At 64.6% G+C, this 13,669-nt stretch carries 19 protein-coding genes; 10 read left to right on the forward strand and 9 right to left on the reverse strand.

Annotated features, from left to right (window positions below; genetic code table 11):
• The first annotated feature begins 16 nt into the window (after window positions 1–16).
• The 7 genes from K7W03_RS05755 to K7W03_RS05785 all read left to right on the forward strand — a co-directional run bounded on the left by K7W03_RS05755 (window position 17) and on the right by K7W03_RS05785 (window position 4,987).
• On the forward strand, window positions 17–748 hold the full coding sequence (locus K7W03_RS05755; protein WP_061937935.1) for a cytochrome b/b6 domain-containing protein: 732 nt from the start codon (window positions 17–19) through the stop codon (window positions 746–748).
• Complete coding sequence (locus tag K7W03_RS05760) at window positions 745–1,497, forward strand: molybdopterin-dependent oxidoreductase (RefSeq protein ID WP_222885750.1); 753 nt, start codon at window positions 745–747, stop codon at window positions 1,495–1,497. The genes K7W03_RS05755 and K7W03_RS05760 overlap by 4 nt, the downstream gene beginning before the upstream one ends.
• Before the next feature lie 31 nt (window positions 1,498–1,528).
• Window positions 1,529–2,770: an SAM-dependent methyltransferase gene (locus K7W03_RS05765; RefSeq protein ID WP_222885751.1), complete on the forward strand. Its 1,242-nt coding sequence runs from the start codon at window positions 1,529–1,531 to the stop codon at window positions 2,768–2,770.
• Window positions 2,771–2,880: 110 nt separating this feature from the next.
• The gene (locus K7W03_RS05770; RefSeq protein ID WP_048575847.1) at window positions 2,881–3,192 is read left to right on the forward strand and encodes a hypothetical protein; all 312 of its coding nucleotides are present in this window, start codon (window positions 2,881–2,883) and stop codon (window positions 3,190–3,192) included.
• Between the two features lie 204 nt (window positions 3,193–3,396).
• Window positions 3,397–3,819: a DUF350 domain-containing protein gene (locus K7W03_RS05775; RefSeq protein WP_025549678.1), complete on the forward strand. Its 423-nt coding sequence runs from the start codon at window positions 3,397–3,399 to the stop codon at window positions 3,817–3,819.
• Window positions 3,820–3,822: 3 nt separating this feature from the next.
• Entirely contained in the window at window positions 3,823–4,680 is an 858-nt protein-coding gene (locus tag K7W03_RS05780) for a S1 family peptidase (RefSeq protein ID WP_025549679.1), read from the forward strand.
• A 31-nt stretch (window positions 4,681–4,711) separates the two neighbouring features.
• The gene (locus tag K7W03_RS05785) at window positions 4,712–4,987 is read left to right on the forward strand and encodes a DUF3297 family protein (RefSeq protein WP_025549680.1); all 276 of its coding nucleotides are present in this window, start codon (window positions 4,712–4,714) and stop codon (window positions 4,985–4,987) included.
• 167 nt (window positions 4,988–5,154) lie between these two features.
• Here the strand turns inward: K7W03_RS05785 and K7W03_RS05790 are convergent, their stop codons facing one another.
• From K7W03_RS05790 to K7W03_RS05805, 4 genes are all read right to left on the reverse strand, one after another.
• Window positions 5,155–5,823 (reverse strand): CHAP domain-containing protein, encoded by a 669-nt coding sequence (locus K7W03_RS05790; protein ID WP_222885752.1) that lies wholly within the window; start codon window positions 5,821–5,823, stop codon window positions 5,155–5,157.
• A gap of 86 nt (window positions 5,824–5,909) precedes the next feature.
• Entirely contained in the window at window positions 5,910–6,440 is a 531-nt protein-coding gene (locus K7W03_RS05795) for a CHAP domain-containing protein (RefSeq protein ID WP_025549682.1), read from the reverse strand.
• A 107-nt stretch (window positions 6,441–6,547) separates the two neighbouring features.
• The gene (recF, locus tag K7W03_RS05800; protein ID WP_222885753.1) at window positions 6,548–7,618 is read right to left on the reverse strand and encodes a DNA replication/repair protein RecF; all 1,071 of its coding nucleotides are present in this window, start codon (window positions 7,616–7,618) and stop codon (window positions 6,548–6,550) included.
• A gap of 127 nt (window positions 7,619–7,745) precedes the next feature.
• Window positions 7,746–8,288 (reverse strand): hypothetical protein, encoded by a 543-nt coding sequence (locus tag K7W03_RS05805; RefSeq protein ID WP_025549684.1) that lies wholly within the window; start codon window positions 8,286–8,288, stop codon window positions 7,746–7,748.
• Window positions 8,289–8,482: 194 nt separating this feature from the next.
• Here K7W03_RS05805 and K7W03_RS05810 point away from each other — a divergent pair, with 194 nt between their 5' ends.
• A complete protein-coding gene (locus K7W03_RS05810) occupies window positions 8,483–9,019 on the forward strand; it encodes a peroxiredoxin (protein ID WP_373886284.1) in 537 nt (178 codons plus the stop codon).
• 111 nt (window positions 9,020–9,130) lie between these two features.
• Here K7W03_RS05810 and K7W03_RS05815 read toward each other — a convergent pair whose 3' ends face one another.
• The gene (locus K7W03_RS05815) at window positions 9,131–10,030 is read right to left on the reverse strand and encodes a dienelactone hydrolase family protein (protein ID WP_222885754.1); all 900 of its coding nucleotides are present in this window, start codon (window positions 10,028–10,030) and stop codon (window positions 9,131–9,133) included.
• A gap of 174 nt (window positions 10,031–10,204) precedes the next feature.
• Window positions 10,205–10,591 (reverse strand): gamma-glutamylcyclotransferase, encoded by a 387-nt coding sequence (locus K7W03_RS05820; RefSeq protein ID WP_103001242.1) that lies wholly within the window; start codon window positions 10,589–10,591, stop codon window positions 10,205–10,207.
• 325 nt (window positions 10,592–10,916) lie between these two features.
• Between K7W03_RS05820 and K7W03_RS05825 the strand changes: the two genes are divergently transcribed.
• Window positions 10,917–11,102 carry a PspC domain-containing protein gene (locus K7W03_RS05825; protein WP_048575843.1) on the forward strand — a complete coding sequence of 62 codons (186 nt, stop codon included), beginning with the start codon at window positions 10,917–10,919 and terminating at the stop codon, window positions 11,100–11,102.
• 305 nt (window positions 11,103–11,407) lie between these two features.
• Here K7W03_RS05825 and K7W03_RS05830 read toward each other — a convergent pair whose 3' ends face one another.
• Window positions 11,408–12,148, reverse strand: coding sequence for a DUF72 domain-containing protein (locus tag K7W03_RS05830; protein WP_222885755.1), 741 nt, complete (start codon window positions 12,146–12,148; stop codon window positions 11,408–11,410).
• A gap of 116 nt (window positions 12,149–12,264) precedes the next feature.
• Between K7W03_RS05830 and K7W03_RS05835 the strand changes: the two genes are divergently transcribed.
• Window positions 12,265–12,501: a DUF2061 domain-containing protein gene (locus K7W03_RS05835; protein ID WP_044660356.1), complete on the forward strand. Its 237-nt coding sequence runs from the start codon at window positions 12,265–12,267 to the stop codon at window positions 12,499–12,501.
• 61 nt (window positions 12,502–12,562) lie between these two features.
• On the opposite strand, the gene K7W03_RS05840 is transcribed toward K7W03_RS05835, so the two are convergent.
• Complete coding sequence (locus K7W03_RS05840; RefSeq protein ID WP_061937901.1) at window positions 12,563–12,934, reverse strand: nuclear transport factor 2 family protein; 372 nt, start codon at window positions 12,932–12,934, stop codon at window positions 12,563–12,565.
• A 41-nt stretch (window positions 12,935–12,975) separates the two neighbouring features.
• On the reverse strand, window positions 12,976–13,455 hold the full coding sequence (locus K7W03_RS05845; RefSeq protein ID WP_222885756.1) for a RidA family protein: 480 nt from the start codon (window positions 13,453–13,455) through the stop codon (window positions 12,976–12,978).
• Window positions 13,456–13,669: the final 214 nt, after the last annotated feature.

A 13,669-nucleotide genomic window follows, 5' to 3' on the forward strand; every position in this document is an offset into this window, starting at 1 on the left:
AGGGTAACAGCAGCCTATGGATAGCGCCTCATCCGAGCCGATAGCCGCCGAACCGAAGCTGGTGCTGCGCCACAAAGGACCGACGCGCCTGTGGCATTGGCTGAATGCGCTGCTGCTCTACGTGCTGTTCGCCAGCGGGCTTGGCATCTTCAATGCGCATCCCCGGCTTTATTGGGGGCATTATGGCGCGAATCTCGACCGCCCGTGGCTGGTGCTGGAGCGGTTCGGAAGCTGGATCACGCTGCCCGCCCACTATAATCTGGCGATGTCGCGGCACTGGCATCTGAGCGCCGCGCCGATCTTTGCCTTCGCGCTGCTCTTCTACATGGTCTGGAGCCTGTTCGGCGGGCATCTGGCGCGCGACCTCGCCTTCCGGCGCGACGAACTGGCGCCGCGCCATGTCTGGCAGGACATAAAGGACCATGCCCGGCTGCGTTTCCCAACCGGCGAAGCGGCGCTGCGCTACAATATGTTGCAAAAGGCCAGCTATATCGGCGTGATCTTCGTCGCGCTGCCGATCCTGATCCTGACGGGCCTCACCATGTCGCCAGGCATGAACGCGGCATGGCCCTGGCTGGTCGACCTGTTCGGCGGGCGCCAGTCGGCACGCTCGATCCATTTCATCACGGCCTTCATGCTCGTCGCCTTCTTCCTGGTGCATATGCTGATGGTGGTGCTGGCCGGGCCCCTGAACGAAATCCGCTCGATGATCAGCGGACGCTATCGCGTGCCGGAGGCGCGGCGATGAGCCTGATCCTCGACCGTCGGACCCTGGTACTGGGCGCCGCCGCGACGCTGGCGGGATGCGACCGGCTGGCGAAGAACGAGACGGTGCGCGAGGCGCTGTTTTCCGCCGGGAATTTCCACAAATGGGCGCAGCGCAGCCTGATGGCCCGCGACGCGCTGGCGCGGGAATTCCGGCCGGACCAGATTTCTCCCTTCTTCCGCCCCAACGGCACCGCCAATCCGAACACAGCCGAATATAAGGCGCTGTGGCGCAACGGCTTTGCCGACTGGCGGCTGCATGTGTCCGGACTGGTGGGACGGCCGCTTTCCTTCTCCTTGGCGCAGCTCCACGCCCTCCCCCATCGGGAGCAGATCACGCGCCACGACTGCGTCGAGGGGTGGAGCGCCATCGGCAAATGGCGCGGCGTGCCGTTGAAGCCGATCCTCGACGCGGCGCGGCTGCGGGACGGGGCGCGGTACATCGTCTTCCACTGCGCCGACGATATGGGCGGCGGGCGCGGCTATTATGAAAGCATCGATCTGGTGGACGCCTTCCACCCGCAGACGATCCTCGCCTTCGCGCTCAACGACGAACCCCTGCGCGTGGCTAATGGCGCGCCGCTCCGGCTGCGGGTGGAGCGGCAACTGGGCTACAAGCAGGCGAAATATCTGATGAAGATTGAAGCGGTTGCGAGTCTGGACGGCATAGGCGGCGGCAAGGGCGGCTATTGGGAGGACCGCGCCGGCTATGACTGGTATGCGGGCATTTGACGGCAGCGGAATGACCTGACAGGGTAGCCCCATGAAATTGTTCGATCGCGTCATCAAGCGGCTGGTCACGCGGGGCCAGCTCAGCATCTATTATCATGACGGCAGGAAGATCACGGTCGGAACCCCCGAACCGGGCTTTCCGTCGCTGGCGCTGAAATTCCACGATGCGCGTGTGCCGTTCGACATCGTCAGGGACCCGCGCCTCGGCATGGCGGAGGCCTTCATCGATGGACGCGTCGCGATAGAGGGCGGCGGGATCATGGAACTGATCTCGCTCATCCGCATGAACAATGCCTGGGAAACGGGCAAGTCGATCAGCGATCTCGGCTCCGTCAAGCGCGGCTTCAAGGCGATCCGGCGCAAGCTCTGGGCCGCCAATCACAGGGCGCGGGCGAAGGCCAATGTCGCGCATCATTACGACCTGTCGGGCGCGCTCTACGCCCTCTTCCTCGATCGGGACCGGCAATATAGCTGCGCCTATTTCCCCGATGCCGACAATGAGGCGGGGATCAGCCTGGAACAGGCGCAGGAGGACAAGAAGGCGCATATCGCGGCCAAGCTGCACCTGAAGCCGGGCATGAAGGTGCTCGACATAGGCTGCGGCTGGGGTGGCATGGCGCTGTACCTGCATCGCACCTGCGGCGTCGACGTGACCGGCATCACCCTGTCGGAAGAGCAGCTCAAGGTCGCGCGCCAGCGGGCGCAGGATGCCGGCGTGGCCGACCATGTCCGCTTCGAACTGATCGATTATCGCGACATGGACGGGCCGTTCGACCGCATCGTGTCGGTCGGCATGTTCGAGCATGTCGGGACCAAGGATTACCGCACCTTCTACACCAAGTGCCGCGAGCTTCTGACGCCGGAGGGGGTGATGCTGGTCCACACAATCGGGCGGGTCGACGGGCCGGGCATCACCGACGCCTTCACCCAGAAATATATCTTCCCCGGCGGCTATATCCCCGCCCTGTCGGAGATGATCCAGGGCAGCGAGGGCACGCGGCTGATGGTCACGGATGTGGAGGTGCTGCGCATCCATTACGGCCTTACCATCCGCGAATGGTACAAGCGGACGCTGGCGCACAAGGCGGACATCGTCGCCCTGTACGATGAGCGGTTCTTCCGCCTCTGGACCTTCTATCTGGCGGGCGCGGCGACCGTGTTCGAACATGGCGGCATGGTGAATTACCAGGTCCAATATGTCCGCGACCGCCGCAGCCTGCCGATCACCCGCGACTATATGCTGGAGGCGGAAAGCGCCCTGCGGGGCCGCTGATCCATCCATGAATATTGGCTGACGACACCGTTCCCGGACGGTTCAGTAAGGCCGGTGCATCTTCCCTTCATGACCCCGGCGACGGGCGTGCATGCTGAGGAGAGAAAGACATGAACATCTTGTGGAAGGGCGCTGCCGCCCTGGGCCTGGCGATCACCGCCATGGGGGCGAGCGTGGCCCCTGCACAGGCGCAATATTATGGCGGCTATGGCTATCGCGACGGGTATCGCGGCAACCATTGGGACGATAGGCGTTGGGACGATAGGCGCTGGGACGGCAGGCGCGACTGGCGCCATGACGACCGCCGCTATTGGCGCGGCGACCGGCGCTCCTGGCGCGGGCATTACCGCCAGCGTTGCTGGACCGAATGGCGCTACAATCATTACCGCGACCGGCGCGTGAAGGTTCGGGTCTGCAATTGATCTGACCACATCGGCTGGTTGATGCCATGCGATCCTCCCTGCGCGCAGCGTGGGGAGGATTGCAGGAGAGGCACCTGCCTCTGTTCAACACCCGCGAAGTGAATGGTGGAGGGGAAGCTGCGCGGGTTGCGCCATTTTCCTCTCCACCCGTTTCGCCATCGACTGGCAATTGCGCCCGGCATCCGCTTGCGGCATTTTGACGCGATGACCGATCCCATGCCCGTCATTCAGAGCCTGCTGTCGGGCCTGCCCATCTTCCTGCTGCACCTGGGTTCCGCAACCCTGGCCTGGCTGGCGGCGCTGGCGCTTTATATGTGGATCACGCCGCATGACGAATTCGCACTGATCCGGGCAGGCAATGCTGCCGCGGCGATCTCGCTGGGCGGGGCGGCGATCGGGTTGGCCGTGCCGTTGGGCTTTTGCCTCGCGGGCTCGGTGAATGTCTGGGACATCATGATCTGGGGCAGCGTGACGCTGATCCTGCAACTCATCGCCTTCCGCGTGGTCGATTTCCTGCTGGGCTCGCTGCCGACCCGCATCGAGGCGGACGAACGGTCCGCCGCCATCTTCCTCGCCATGATGAAGGTCGCCATCGCCTGCCTGACCGCCGGCGCGGTCGCGGGTTGAGCCGTGGCGGGCCGGCGCTTCGGCTGTCTGCCCGGCCTGCTCGGCATCATCCTCGCCCTGCTGTGGATCAGCGAGGTCATCAGGCCAACGCCGCTGCATGTCGAGGCTTTCGACCCGCGCTCGCCGCGCCGTCCGATGCCGCAATGGAGCGATGAGAGCTTCGTCATCGAGGAACGGACGGAGGCGCCCGCCGACAGCATGGGCACGACCTTCGCCATCGACCGGGACGGCGCATGGCTGACCGCCGAGCATGTCACCCATGGCTGCACCCGGGTCGGCATAGAGCAGGGCGGCTTCGCCCGCCCCGTGTCGCGCCTGGTGGAAAGCCGGGAAGCGGATGCGGCGCTGGTGCGCGGGGGCGTGGCAAGCGACCACGCCCTGCCACTGTCGGACCGCATGCCGCCGCCCGGATCGGTCGGCTATCATATGGGATTTCCGGGCGGACAGCCGACGCTCGTCATATCCGAACTGATCGGCGCCGCCCGCGCCCGGCGCGGCGCAGGCGAGGAGACGCAGCCCGTGCTCGCCTGGGCGGAGCATGCGCGCATTCCGATGGGTGACGGCACGCTGTCGGGCATCAGCGGCGGTCCGGTCTTTGCCGAGGACGGCCATGTCGTCGGCGTCAACAGCGCCGCCACCGACCGGCGCGGACGCATATTGACCACGGCGCCCGATGCCATGATGCGGCTGGTCATCGCCAGCCGGGCGGTAGGGGAACGGCCGGTCGCCTATCCCTTCCTGGATCTGGCCGATGCGCATGCCCGCTTCGAATCCTGGCTGGCGCAGGGAGTGATCCGGCGCATCTTCTGCGATGTCGACGATGGACCGCAGCAGTTGACGGCGGGCAGGCCTAAAGGCTAGGTCGCGCCAGATTGACAGGATTTGGACCATCATGAGCGATACGCCCCCCGACCGCCTTTCCACCAACCCGAAGAGCCCCTTTTTCGACATGGACGTGCTCCAGCGGGGCATCGGCATCCGCTTCAAGGACCGCGTCCGCAACGATGTCGAGGAATATTGCATTTCCGAAGGGTGGATTCGCGTGGCGGCGGGCAAGACCCGCGACCGCCACGGCCAGCCGCTGACGATCAAGCTCTCCGGGCCGGTCGAGGCGTGGTTCGAGAATGCGGACGAGGGCGCTGGGGAAGCAGCGGACAAGGCGGAATAGAGTTTCGTCTGCGCTGAAGAAAAAAGGGCGCCGCCTCGCCAGAGGGGTGCGCCCTTTTATTCAGCCGCGTTCCGATGAGACGAGAGGCTCATGAGAGCCCGTTCGGACGCCGTGTTTTCAGGATAGCCGGGACCGGGTTCCTGCCCGCGCGGGAGCATCGGGCCGCTTCAACGCAGCGCCGCGTCTCGCTTCACGTCCGCGATGATGTCGCGCAGCGAACGGGCGGAAGGCGCCGCATCGGCATAGCGGATGGCGCGCAGGTCGACCGCCAGCCGCGGCTGGGCGGCGGACCTGCGCAACGGAGCGCTATCCTCCTCCGGATCGTCCTTGGTCACCGTCATGCTGGCGAAGCGCGTGCTGACGCCCAGCGCCGGATCGGTCCGGAACTCGCGCAATTGCGGCTTGTCGGGATAGATGAAGCCGAAGGTCGGGTTGCTGCGCGCGCCCATCCGGTTGGTCGGGCTGTGCCAGACGCGCACCTCGCTCCAGTCGCCTTCTTCGGATACGTCGACTGCGAGAACATCCTCCTCGATCGCGCCGGGCACCGACCAGTTGGCATGCCGGATCAGCACGCGCCGGTCGTCCAGCACCCTGCTGACCACCGCGACATGGCCCAGCACCATCGGGCCGACGGGACGGAAGGCCAGCACCGCGCCCCTGCGGGGCGCATGCCCGCGCTTATAATGATTTTCCGCCTGGTCCCACCAGGTCAGCGCGTCGCCATAGATCTGGACGCCCGACACGGTGCGCGCATAGGGCACGCATTGCAGCACGGTCGCGCCCAGCACAGGCGTCGCTGTCAGGCCGGCCAGCAGCAAGGCCGCCCAGCGCATCATTCCCACTTTCATGCGACCCCAAAAGTCTCAGAATCGCCCCACCGCCGACGAAATTAGGCGGCGACCATTAGGAAATGGTTAAAATGTCAGAAAGCACCCCGCGCGGCGTCGGAGCCTGCCGTCGCGCGATCCGCCATGGCGATCTGCACCGGAGCGTCGCTCGCCTTGTGCGCGTAGATGAAGCCTTTGGCGGGGTTCGGCCGCAGACCCAGATCCCCGATCGGGCCATACCAGACGCGCACATCGGTCCAGTCATTGTTCGGGGACACGTCGATAGCGCGGACATTGCGCTCTACGCCGCCGCGATAGGACCAGTTGGCATGGGTCAACAGCACTTCGCGTTCGCTGACGACCTTGCTGACCATGGCGACATGGCCGACCGGCATCGAACGGCTGGCCGAGAAGGCAAGGACGGCGCCGACACGGGGTTCATGGCCGCGTTCATAGCGGCCATCGGCCTGACCCCACCAGGTGTTGGCATTGCCATATAGCTCGATACCGGAAACCTGCCGGGCGAAGGGCGCGCACTGAAGGACGCCGGCAGCGGCCGGGGTCGTGATCAGGGCGCCGAGTGCAAGCGTTGCCGCTGCGACAATAGCGCGAAAACCACCGATCATAGGAATGCGAACCCCGACTATTTGAACGACTTAACCCCGTGCCATGCTTTAGGGCAGACGCCGGACGCGTTGAAAAGCAGCCAGCGACGAGTCGTTGTTGCGGCGCGTCAATCTGCGGAACGAAAGACGTGCCCCGCCGTTACGCAAAACCGGCTCGCCACAGGCAAGTCGTTGAAAAGTGCGGATTCCGTCCCCGTCATCCAGACCTGACCGCCGGTTTCCCGCAGCCGGTCGAACAGCGCGGCCCGCCGCGACGGGTCGAGATGCGCCGCCACTTCGTCGAGCAGCAGTACCGGCGGCTGGCCGCGATGAGCCGCCACCAGAGCCGCATGGGCGAGCAGGATGGAGAGCAGCAGCGCCTTCTGCTCGCCGGTCGAACAGAGCGCGGCAGCCTGCGCCTTGGCGGCGTGAACGACCGCGAGGTCCTGTCGGTGCGGGCCGGACAAGGTGCGACCGGCAGCGGCATCGCGGCGGCGTTCGCGGGCCAGGCGAAGCCCCAGGGGCTCGTCGCCCTCCCCTTCCCCCTCGATCGCCAGCAGCGGACGGGCAAAGGGATGGTCGGGCTGGTCCTCCAGCGCGGCCTGCAAGCGGCCGACCAGATCGGCGCGGGCGGCGGCAAGCGCCGCGCCATGCTCGTCCATCTGCGTTTCAAGCGCGCTCAGCCAGGAAGGATCGGCGGCGGACAGATCGTTCAGCAGCCGGTTGCGCGCCCGCATCGCCGCCTCGTAGCGGGCGCTGTGCGCGGCATGGGCGGGGTGAAGCGCCAGCGTCAGCCGGTCCAGGAAACGCCGCCGCCCGCCGGGACTGTCCATGAACAGCCGGTCCATCGCCGGCGTCAACCACACGATGGACAGATGATCCGCCAGCGCATTGGCGGAGGATGCGACGCCGCCGATCCGCACCTGACGCCGGTCGGGGGCCGAAGCGAGAACCCCCGTACCCAGCATCACGCCGTCCACTTCCGCCGCTATGCCGAAACCGCCCGCCCCGTCCTGCCGCACCATGTCGCGCAGGGCCGCGCCGCGCAGGCCGCGTCCGGGCGCCAACATCGACACGGCTTCCAATATGTTGGTCTTGCCCGCGCCATTGTCCCCGGTCAGCACGATGAAGCTGTGATCGGGCATGATCAGCGCATCCGCATGATTGCGGAAATCGCTCAAGGTAAGACGGCCGATCATGAGGCGGCTCTAACCAGTGCGGCGGCTTTGGGAAAGCTTGGAGTAAGCATTCCGCGCTCCTGCGCAGGCAGGAACCCAATTCTGCCGTCCGACCCCGTTTCCCGCCTTTGCAGGAACAGGCCGAAGATCAACTACACCGCTTCCGCGTCACCGCCCGGCCGTCGTCGATCACCGTCAACTCCCGCCCGCTGGCCGAGGGCCGCAATTCCAGCTTCCTGTTCCAGCTCTGCCCTTCACCGGTGAAGGCCGCGTCGATGCGGATGCGGCCGTCCGGGCCGTGTGACACGCCGGTCGCCTTCCCCTCGCTCTCCAGAAAGACCAGGCTGGTCGGCGTGATCGTCAGCTCCAGCTCGGTCGCGCGGTCGGCACAGCTTTCGTCCAGGCCCGTCCATCGCCCCTGCACGCTGGCGGGGATGGTCGACCCCACCGGCACGGGCTTGGATGGAATCTCCGGCGCGGGTTCAGCGGTCTGGATACCGTTCGCGCCTTCCGGCACCTGCTGCACTTCGTTCATCGCTTCGTCGACGATATTGGTGGCTATCCCGGGCTGATCGCCCGGCTTGTCGCCGCACGCCGCAAGGACGAGCAGCGGCAGGAGAATCATCGCGCGCATGGGAGGAAAACCGGCATTCCGCCAATGGGTTCCGGCCAGCGCGCGTTCCTGCTTCATCCCTGCCACACTCCTTCTCGGCCACTTCTCAGCCACGGCTTATGCCATGGCGCGCCGGAAGGGGCTGACTTTTCTTCCCCCGCGATCCGGCTGGGCCACTGGCGGACTTGCGCGCGGCGAACGTTGCAGTCATCACCATGGCCGAAGGGATGGACTATCGGAAGCCCCCCACCGCCTGAATGAAGAGGAAGCCGATGATGAGAAGCCTGAAGATCGCTCTCGCCCTTGCCGCTGCCGCCGTCGGTTCGCAGGGCGCCATGGCGGCGCTGGCCGTCGGGGCCAAGGCGCCCGACTTCACCACCCGCGGCGCGCTGGCGGGGAAGACCTTCACCCTGACCCTGTCGCACCAGTTGAAGCGCGGGCCGGTGGTGCTTTATTTCTTCCCCAAGGCGTTCACCCCCGGCTGCTCCGCCGAAGCGCGGGAATTCGCCGAACATATCGAGGATTTCAGGAAGGCTGGCGCGACCGTGATCGGCATGTCGGCCGATCCGGTGGACGATCTGGTCGCCTTCTCCACCAAGGAATGCGCGGGCAAGTTCGCCGTGGCGTCGGCTGGTCCCAACATCGTATCGGGCTATGACGTGGCGCTGAAGATGCGGCCGGGCATGACCGACCGCACTTCCTATGTCATCGCGCCCAGCGGCCGCATCGCCTTCGTCCATAGCGAGATGAACTATGCCGGCCATGTGAAGAGCACGCTCGCCGCCGTCGAGGCGATGAAGCAGAAATAAGGGCAGCCGCCGCCCTGCAAAGCCGTCATGCCGACCTTGTTTCAGCATGGCGGTAAAGAATGAACATATGGCAAGGGCGCTGCTTTCAGCTCACCCCAAGCCGAACGGTCCTTATCCCTTCACATATTTGCCGAACCAGCCGAGCGTCGCGTCCCACGCGGCCTTGGCGGCGGCTTCGTTGTAGCTGGGGCGATAGTCGGCCATGAAGCCATGGTCGGCGTCAGGATAGACGGTGATCGCGTCCGGCGGCGACTTGCCCGCGATCTTCAGCGCGGCCTGCATCTTCTCGACGTCAGCTACCGGAATGCCCTTGTCCAGCGCGCCATATTGGCCAAGCACCGGGGCCTTGAGCCGGTTCACCTGCTCGATGACGCTCAGCGTCTGCAATTCGGTCTTGTCGCTGACCAGCCGGCCGTAAAATGCGACGCCTGCGTCCAGTTCCCTGCTGTGGGCGGCGTAGAGCCACACGACCCGCCCGCCCCAGCAAAAGCCGGTGATGCCGCGCCGCCTGCCGTCCCCGCCATGGCTGCCCGCCCAGGCATAGGTGGCGTCGATGTCCTTCAACACCTGCTCGTCGGAGGCCTTGGAGACGATGGTGCCGACCAGTTGCCTGAAATCAGCCACCTTGGTCGCATCGCCATGGCGCGCGAACAGGTCGGGAGCGATGGCGTAATAACCCGCCTTCGCAAAGCGGCGGCAGATATCGCGGATCCATTCATGCACGCCGAAAATCTCATGCACCACGACGATGACCGGCGCAGCCTTGCCGGCGGCGGGACGAGCGACGAAAGCAGGCATGGCAAAGCCGTCGCTCGCCCCGATCGAGACGCTTTCTTCCTTCAACCCTTCACCGGAGGTCTGGACCGCGCTGCTGGACACAGGCCGGCAGGCAGCGGCGAAGCCCGCAGCGAACGCCCCGCCCACCAGCAGCTTGCGCCGGTCGAGGCCGGTCGAACCGATCCAGTTGCTGTCTTCGGGCAAACGTTCCGGCTGATCCCGTTCATCGGTCATGCGCGTCTCTCCTCAAGCCATGGCGGGAGAGCCTAGAGCATCATGCGGAAAAGTGGGAACCGGTTTTCTGCATGATGCTCCAGGCTTTTGTTTTGCCGCGTTTTCCGAGCCAGCAGATCATTCTATCCGCCCGGAAAACGCTCCAGCCGCGCCCGGGCCTCGCGCTAGCCATTCTCAACTCAGGAAATCACCGCTCTCGATCCGTTCCAGCCCGACGACGTCGCGATTGTAGATATAGGTCCACGCCTCCACCGGCCCATGTTCGCCCAGGACGATCAGCCGTTCGCGACGATATTCATGCGGCTGGGGGAAGTGGGCAGCGCATTCCTCATAGTCGTCGAGCGCGGCAAGCACCGCCTCCGGATCGGGGAGCGCGAACAGGTCGCCCGTCACGTCACCGGTCCCGCCAGGCACGAAGCCCGGATAGGCCGCCACGCGATAGAGCGCGCCTTGCGCGACGGCTGGGCCGACAGGACGGGCCGCATCGCCCAACCAGCGGGCCATCGGTTCGTCGCAGCCGGGCCGGAGCGTGCCGTAGACGAAGAGAAGCGGTTCCTTCAGACGATCACCCTGCAAATATTCCCGACTTGCAGGAAATTTGCCCAATTAGCGGAAAATTTCCCGCCCAAAAATGATGAGTGGGCTGCGAAAATACCTGAAAATCGGGTCGAAATCGAAATTGGCACGGCTCCTGCAGTCTTCCCGGCATCACGGCCGGATGGTCCGGCCAAGCACAAATCAGGGAGTATATCATGTTCGCCAAGCTTCAAAACGCCGCCTTTGCCCTTACCGGCGCCCTGCTGGTTTCCGCGCTCTTCATCGGCGCCGCCGTTCCGATCGCGCCGATCGCCTGATCCCGCCATATCTCTTCAAGAAGGCCAGATTCATGAACAACAGCTTCACCCTCGACCGCCGCAATGGAAAGATCATGGGCGTGTGCGCCGGGCTTTCCAACCGCACCGGCCTGGATGTCACGCTGATCCGGATTGCGCTCGTGCTGCTGACGCTGTGCGCCCTGGGTCCGGTCGGCGTCGTCGCTTATCTGCTGGCGGGCTGGCTGGCGGAGGGTTGATCAAGTCCCGAGATAATGAAAGAGCCGCCCATGGCAATATCCAGGGCGGCTCTTCCGATGTCCATCAAGGACTCTTTGGATCGGGTCATGTTGCGCTCAGGCAAACAGCACCGAATAGAAGGTCAGCATCTGCGCGCCGACCGCAACCATAAGGGCAACGCCCTGAACCCTATGTCGCATATCATTCGTCCTGCAAGTCATTGTTATTTATCGCCACCAGGGGCGAGCGGGCCTATGCGCCCGACATGATGTTGTAACAATCGCAAAGGACGATTTCGCAGTTGCAGCAAATGCAACAGTCGATGTTACTGCAAAGCCACAATCATGGCCTGCGCTGCGGCGGGGGCGCGGACCTTCGCCCCGCTGATGAAGAAGGCGTAGACGTCGCCTCTGGCGACCCGTTCGCGCGCCACCTCCGCCCAGCCCTTGATCTCCTCCGCCGAATAGCCGGTCGGCTCCTCCTCCCGCGTGCGCATCAGACGGGCATAGGAAAAGCCGACCTCCTGGCCTTGCAACGCCGGATATTCCGGATGGTCGGCATAGACCACAGCCGCGCCGGCCCGCCGCGCGAGGTCGAAAAAGACGGGATCATCGAAACTCTCATGCCGCACCTCCAGCGCGTGGCGCAAAGGCACGCCGTCGATGCTGGCCGGCAGCAGCTTCAGGAAAGCGCCGAAATCCTCCGCATCGAATTTCTTGGTCGGCATGAATTGCCAGAGGATCGGCCCCAACCGGTCGCCCAGTTCGACCAGACCCTGGTTGATGAACTTGGCAATGGATTCGCCCCCCTCCGCCAGCACGCGCCGATTGGTGCAGTAGCGCGACGCCTTGACCGCGAACTGGAAGCCATCCGGCACGGCCTTGGCCCAGCCGGCGAAGGTCGCCGGCTTTTGCGTGCTGTAATAGGTGGCATTGATCTCCGTCGCGGTCAGATGCTGGCCCACATAGGCCAGTTCGTCCTTCTGCCGCAGCCCTTCGGGATAAAAGGTGCCGCGCCATGGTTCGAAGATCCAACCGCCGATGCCGACCCTGATCTTTCCGCTCATCCTGGACTCTCCTTTCCCGCCATCCTGATCGGCAAAGGCGATCAGAGCCAGAGGGAAAAGCTGTTGGCACCTATTGCGAACGAATCTTAATTGAGCGGCAACAGGAGCACAGAGCCATGTCCACAGACCTGATCAAGACCGCCACCTATCTCAGCATCCACCTGACCGTGGGCTTCTCGGTCGCTTATCTGATGACCGGTTCCGTCGCCATGGCGGGCGGGATCGCGCTGATCGAACCGATGATCAACGCCGTCGCCTTCTTCTTCCATGAGCAGGCGTGGAAGAAGATCACCGCTCGTCCGCCACGCGGGGCGGGGCGGGAATGGGTTCGCGATCAGGCCGCTTTCGCCTGAAAGCCGCAACCTTCGACGGAATAGCGAGAGCGGCCTGCCCGTCCGGCCATGACGCTGCCCATCACGCGCCGCTGCCGGGCAAGGGCGCAAAAACGATCCGCAAACGCCCGATCCGATCACTTTGCGGATCGAATTCGAAAAGGTCGATCAGGTCGGTATCGACATCGGGCTGGCCATGCCGGCTCCAGCGATAGGCGAAATGGGCAATCAGCCGCTCGGGCTGCGTCGGACTGACGTACAGGCTGTGCAGATCGACGCTGGCGCTGATCGTGTCCGCGAACAGCTTTTCGTAAAATGGGCGGACGGGCTCTTCCCCATAGACGGGCGAAATCACCGTGCCATCGGCTGCGAAGCATTGGAGCACGCCGTTCAGGTCGCCCTTTTCCATGGCGGACAAATAGGCGCGCACGATCCGTTCGCGACGATCGGACATGATTTCCTCCTTCTATCGGGCTTGGTCTGTTCGCGGGCGGATCAGCCCATCTGCGGGTCCGGGGCGTAGGCGATGGCGCGCATCTCGACCAGCAGCAGCGGATGGGGAAGCTGATGGACGGCGACCGTCGTCCGGGTGGGGCCGGTCTCGTCGAAATATTCCGCCCACACTTCGTTGAATCCACCGAAATCGTTCATGCTGACGAGAAAGCAACTTACCTCGACCAGATCCGACAGGTCGAGGCCGGCGGCCGCCAATATATCCCTGATATTCTCGATGACGGCGCGGGTCTGCGCCTTGATGTCCAATTGGGTGACGCCCATTTCATCGACATCGGAACCCTCGATGCTGTTGTCCGGCTTTCGCGCGCTGGTGCCCGATATGAAGATGAAGTCCCCGGCCCGCCGATAATGGGGAAATGGCCCGCGCGGCTTCGCCTTGCCCTCCACTATGCCGGCCGGCGCCGCCGCAAGACGGCCATTGGGTGCCGGCTGCAGGCCGATCTTCAATTCATCTGTCATCTTCATTGCACCGTAAACTCTATCGAACCGATCTTTCGAACGCGAAGCCCATGATGAACGCCTGGCCGCCCCGCTTGTGCCGGACGGGCCATTTGCTGCCAGAACCCGCCCCCGGGGCCTAGAGCCAATCGACATTCAGCCCTGACGGCCTGCAAATGACGCTTTTCCGTGCTTCCGGTGCTCACATACTTTGAGTACGCTGCGCGCCGGGTCA

The sequence above is a fragment of the Sphingobium sp. PNB genome (genome assembly GCF_019873065.1).
GTDB lineage: Bacteria > Pseudomonadota > Alphaproteobacteria > Sphingomonadales > Sphingomonadaceae > Sphingobium > Sphingobium fuliginis.

Coding starts and splice junctions, on each gene's coding strand:
- K7W03_RS05755 (WP_061937935.1), top strand. CDS start 17: ATGGATAGCGCCTCATCCGAGCCGATAGCCGCCGAACCGAAGCTGGTG.
- K7W03_RS05760 (WP_222885750.1), top strand. CDS start 745: ATGAGCCTGATCCTCGACCGTCGGACCCTGGTACTGGGCGCCGCCGCG.
- K7W03_RS05765 (WP_222885751.1), top strand. CDS start 1,529: ATGAAATTGTTCGATCGCGTCATCAAGCGGCTGGTCACGCGGGGCCAG.
- K7W03_RS05770 (WP_048575847.1), top strand. CDS start 2,881: ATGAACATCTTGTGGAAGGGCGCTGCCGCCCTGGGCCTGGCGATCACC.
- K7W03_RS05775 (WP_025549678.1), top strand. CDS start 3,397: ATGACCGATCCCATGCCCGTCATTCAGAGCCTGCTGTCGGGCCTGCCC.
- K7W03_RS05785 (WP_025549680.1), top strand. CDS start 4,712: ATGAGCGATACGCCCCCCGACCGCCTTTCCACCAACCCGAAGAGCCCC.
- K7W03_RS05790 (WP_222885752.1), bottom strand. CDS start 5,823: ATGATGCGCTGGGCGGCCTTGCTGCTGGCCGGCCTGACAGCGACGCCT.
- K7W03_RS05795 (WP_025549682.1), bottom strand. CDS start 6,440: ATGATCGGTGGTTTTCGCGCTATTGTCGCAGCGGCAACGCTTGCACTC.
- recF (WP_222885753.1), bottom strand. CDS start 7,618: ATGATCGGCCGTCTTACCTTGAGCGATTTCCGCAATCATGCGGATGCG.
- K7W03_RS05805 (WP_025549684.1), bottom strand. CDS start 8,288: ATGAAGCAGGAACGCGCGCTGGCCGGAACCCATTGGCGGAATGCCGGT.
- K7W03_RS05810 (WP_373886284.1), top strand. CDS start 8,483: ATGATGAGAAGCCTGAAGATCGCTCTCGCCCTTGCCGCTGCCGCCGTC.
- K7W03_RS05815 (WP_222885754.1), bottom strand. CDS start 10,030: ATGACCGATGAACGGGATCAGCCGGAACGTTTGCCCGAAGACAGCAAC.
- K7W03_RS05825 (WP_048575843.1), top strand. CDS start 10,917: ATGAACAACAGCTTCACCCTCGACCGCCGCAATGGAAAGATCATGGGC.
- K7W03_RS05830 (WP_222885755.1), bottom strand. CDS start 12,148: ATGAGCGGAAAGATCAGGGTCGGCATCGGCGGTTGGATCTTCGAACCA.
- K7W03_RS05835 (WP_044660356.1), top strand. CDS start 12,265: ATGTCCACAGACCTGATCAAGACCGCCACCTATCTCAGCATCCACCTG.
- K7W03_RS05840 (WP_061937901.1), bottom strand. CDS start 12,934: ATGTCCGATCGTCGCGAACGGATCGTGCGCGCCTATTTGTCCGCCATG.
- K7W03_RS05845 (WP_222885756.1), bottom strand. CDS start 13,455: ATGACAGATGAATTGAAGATCGGCCTGCAGCCGGCACCCAATGGCCGT.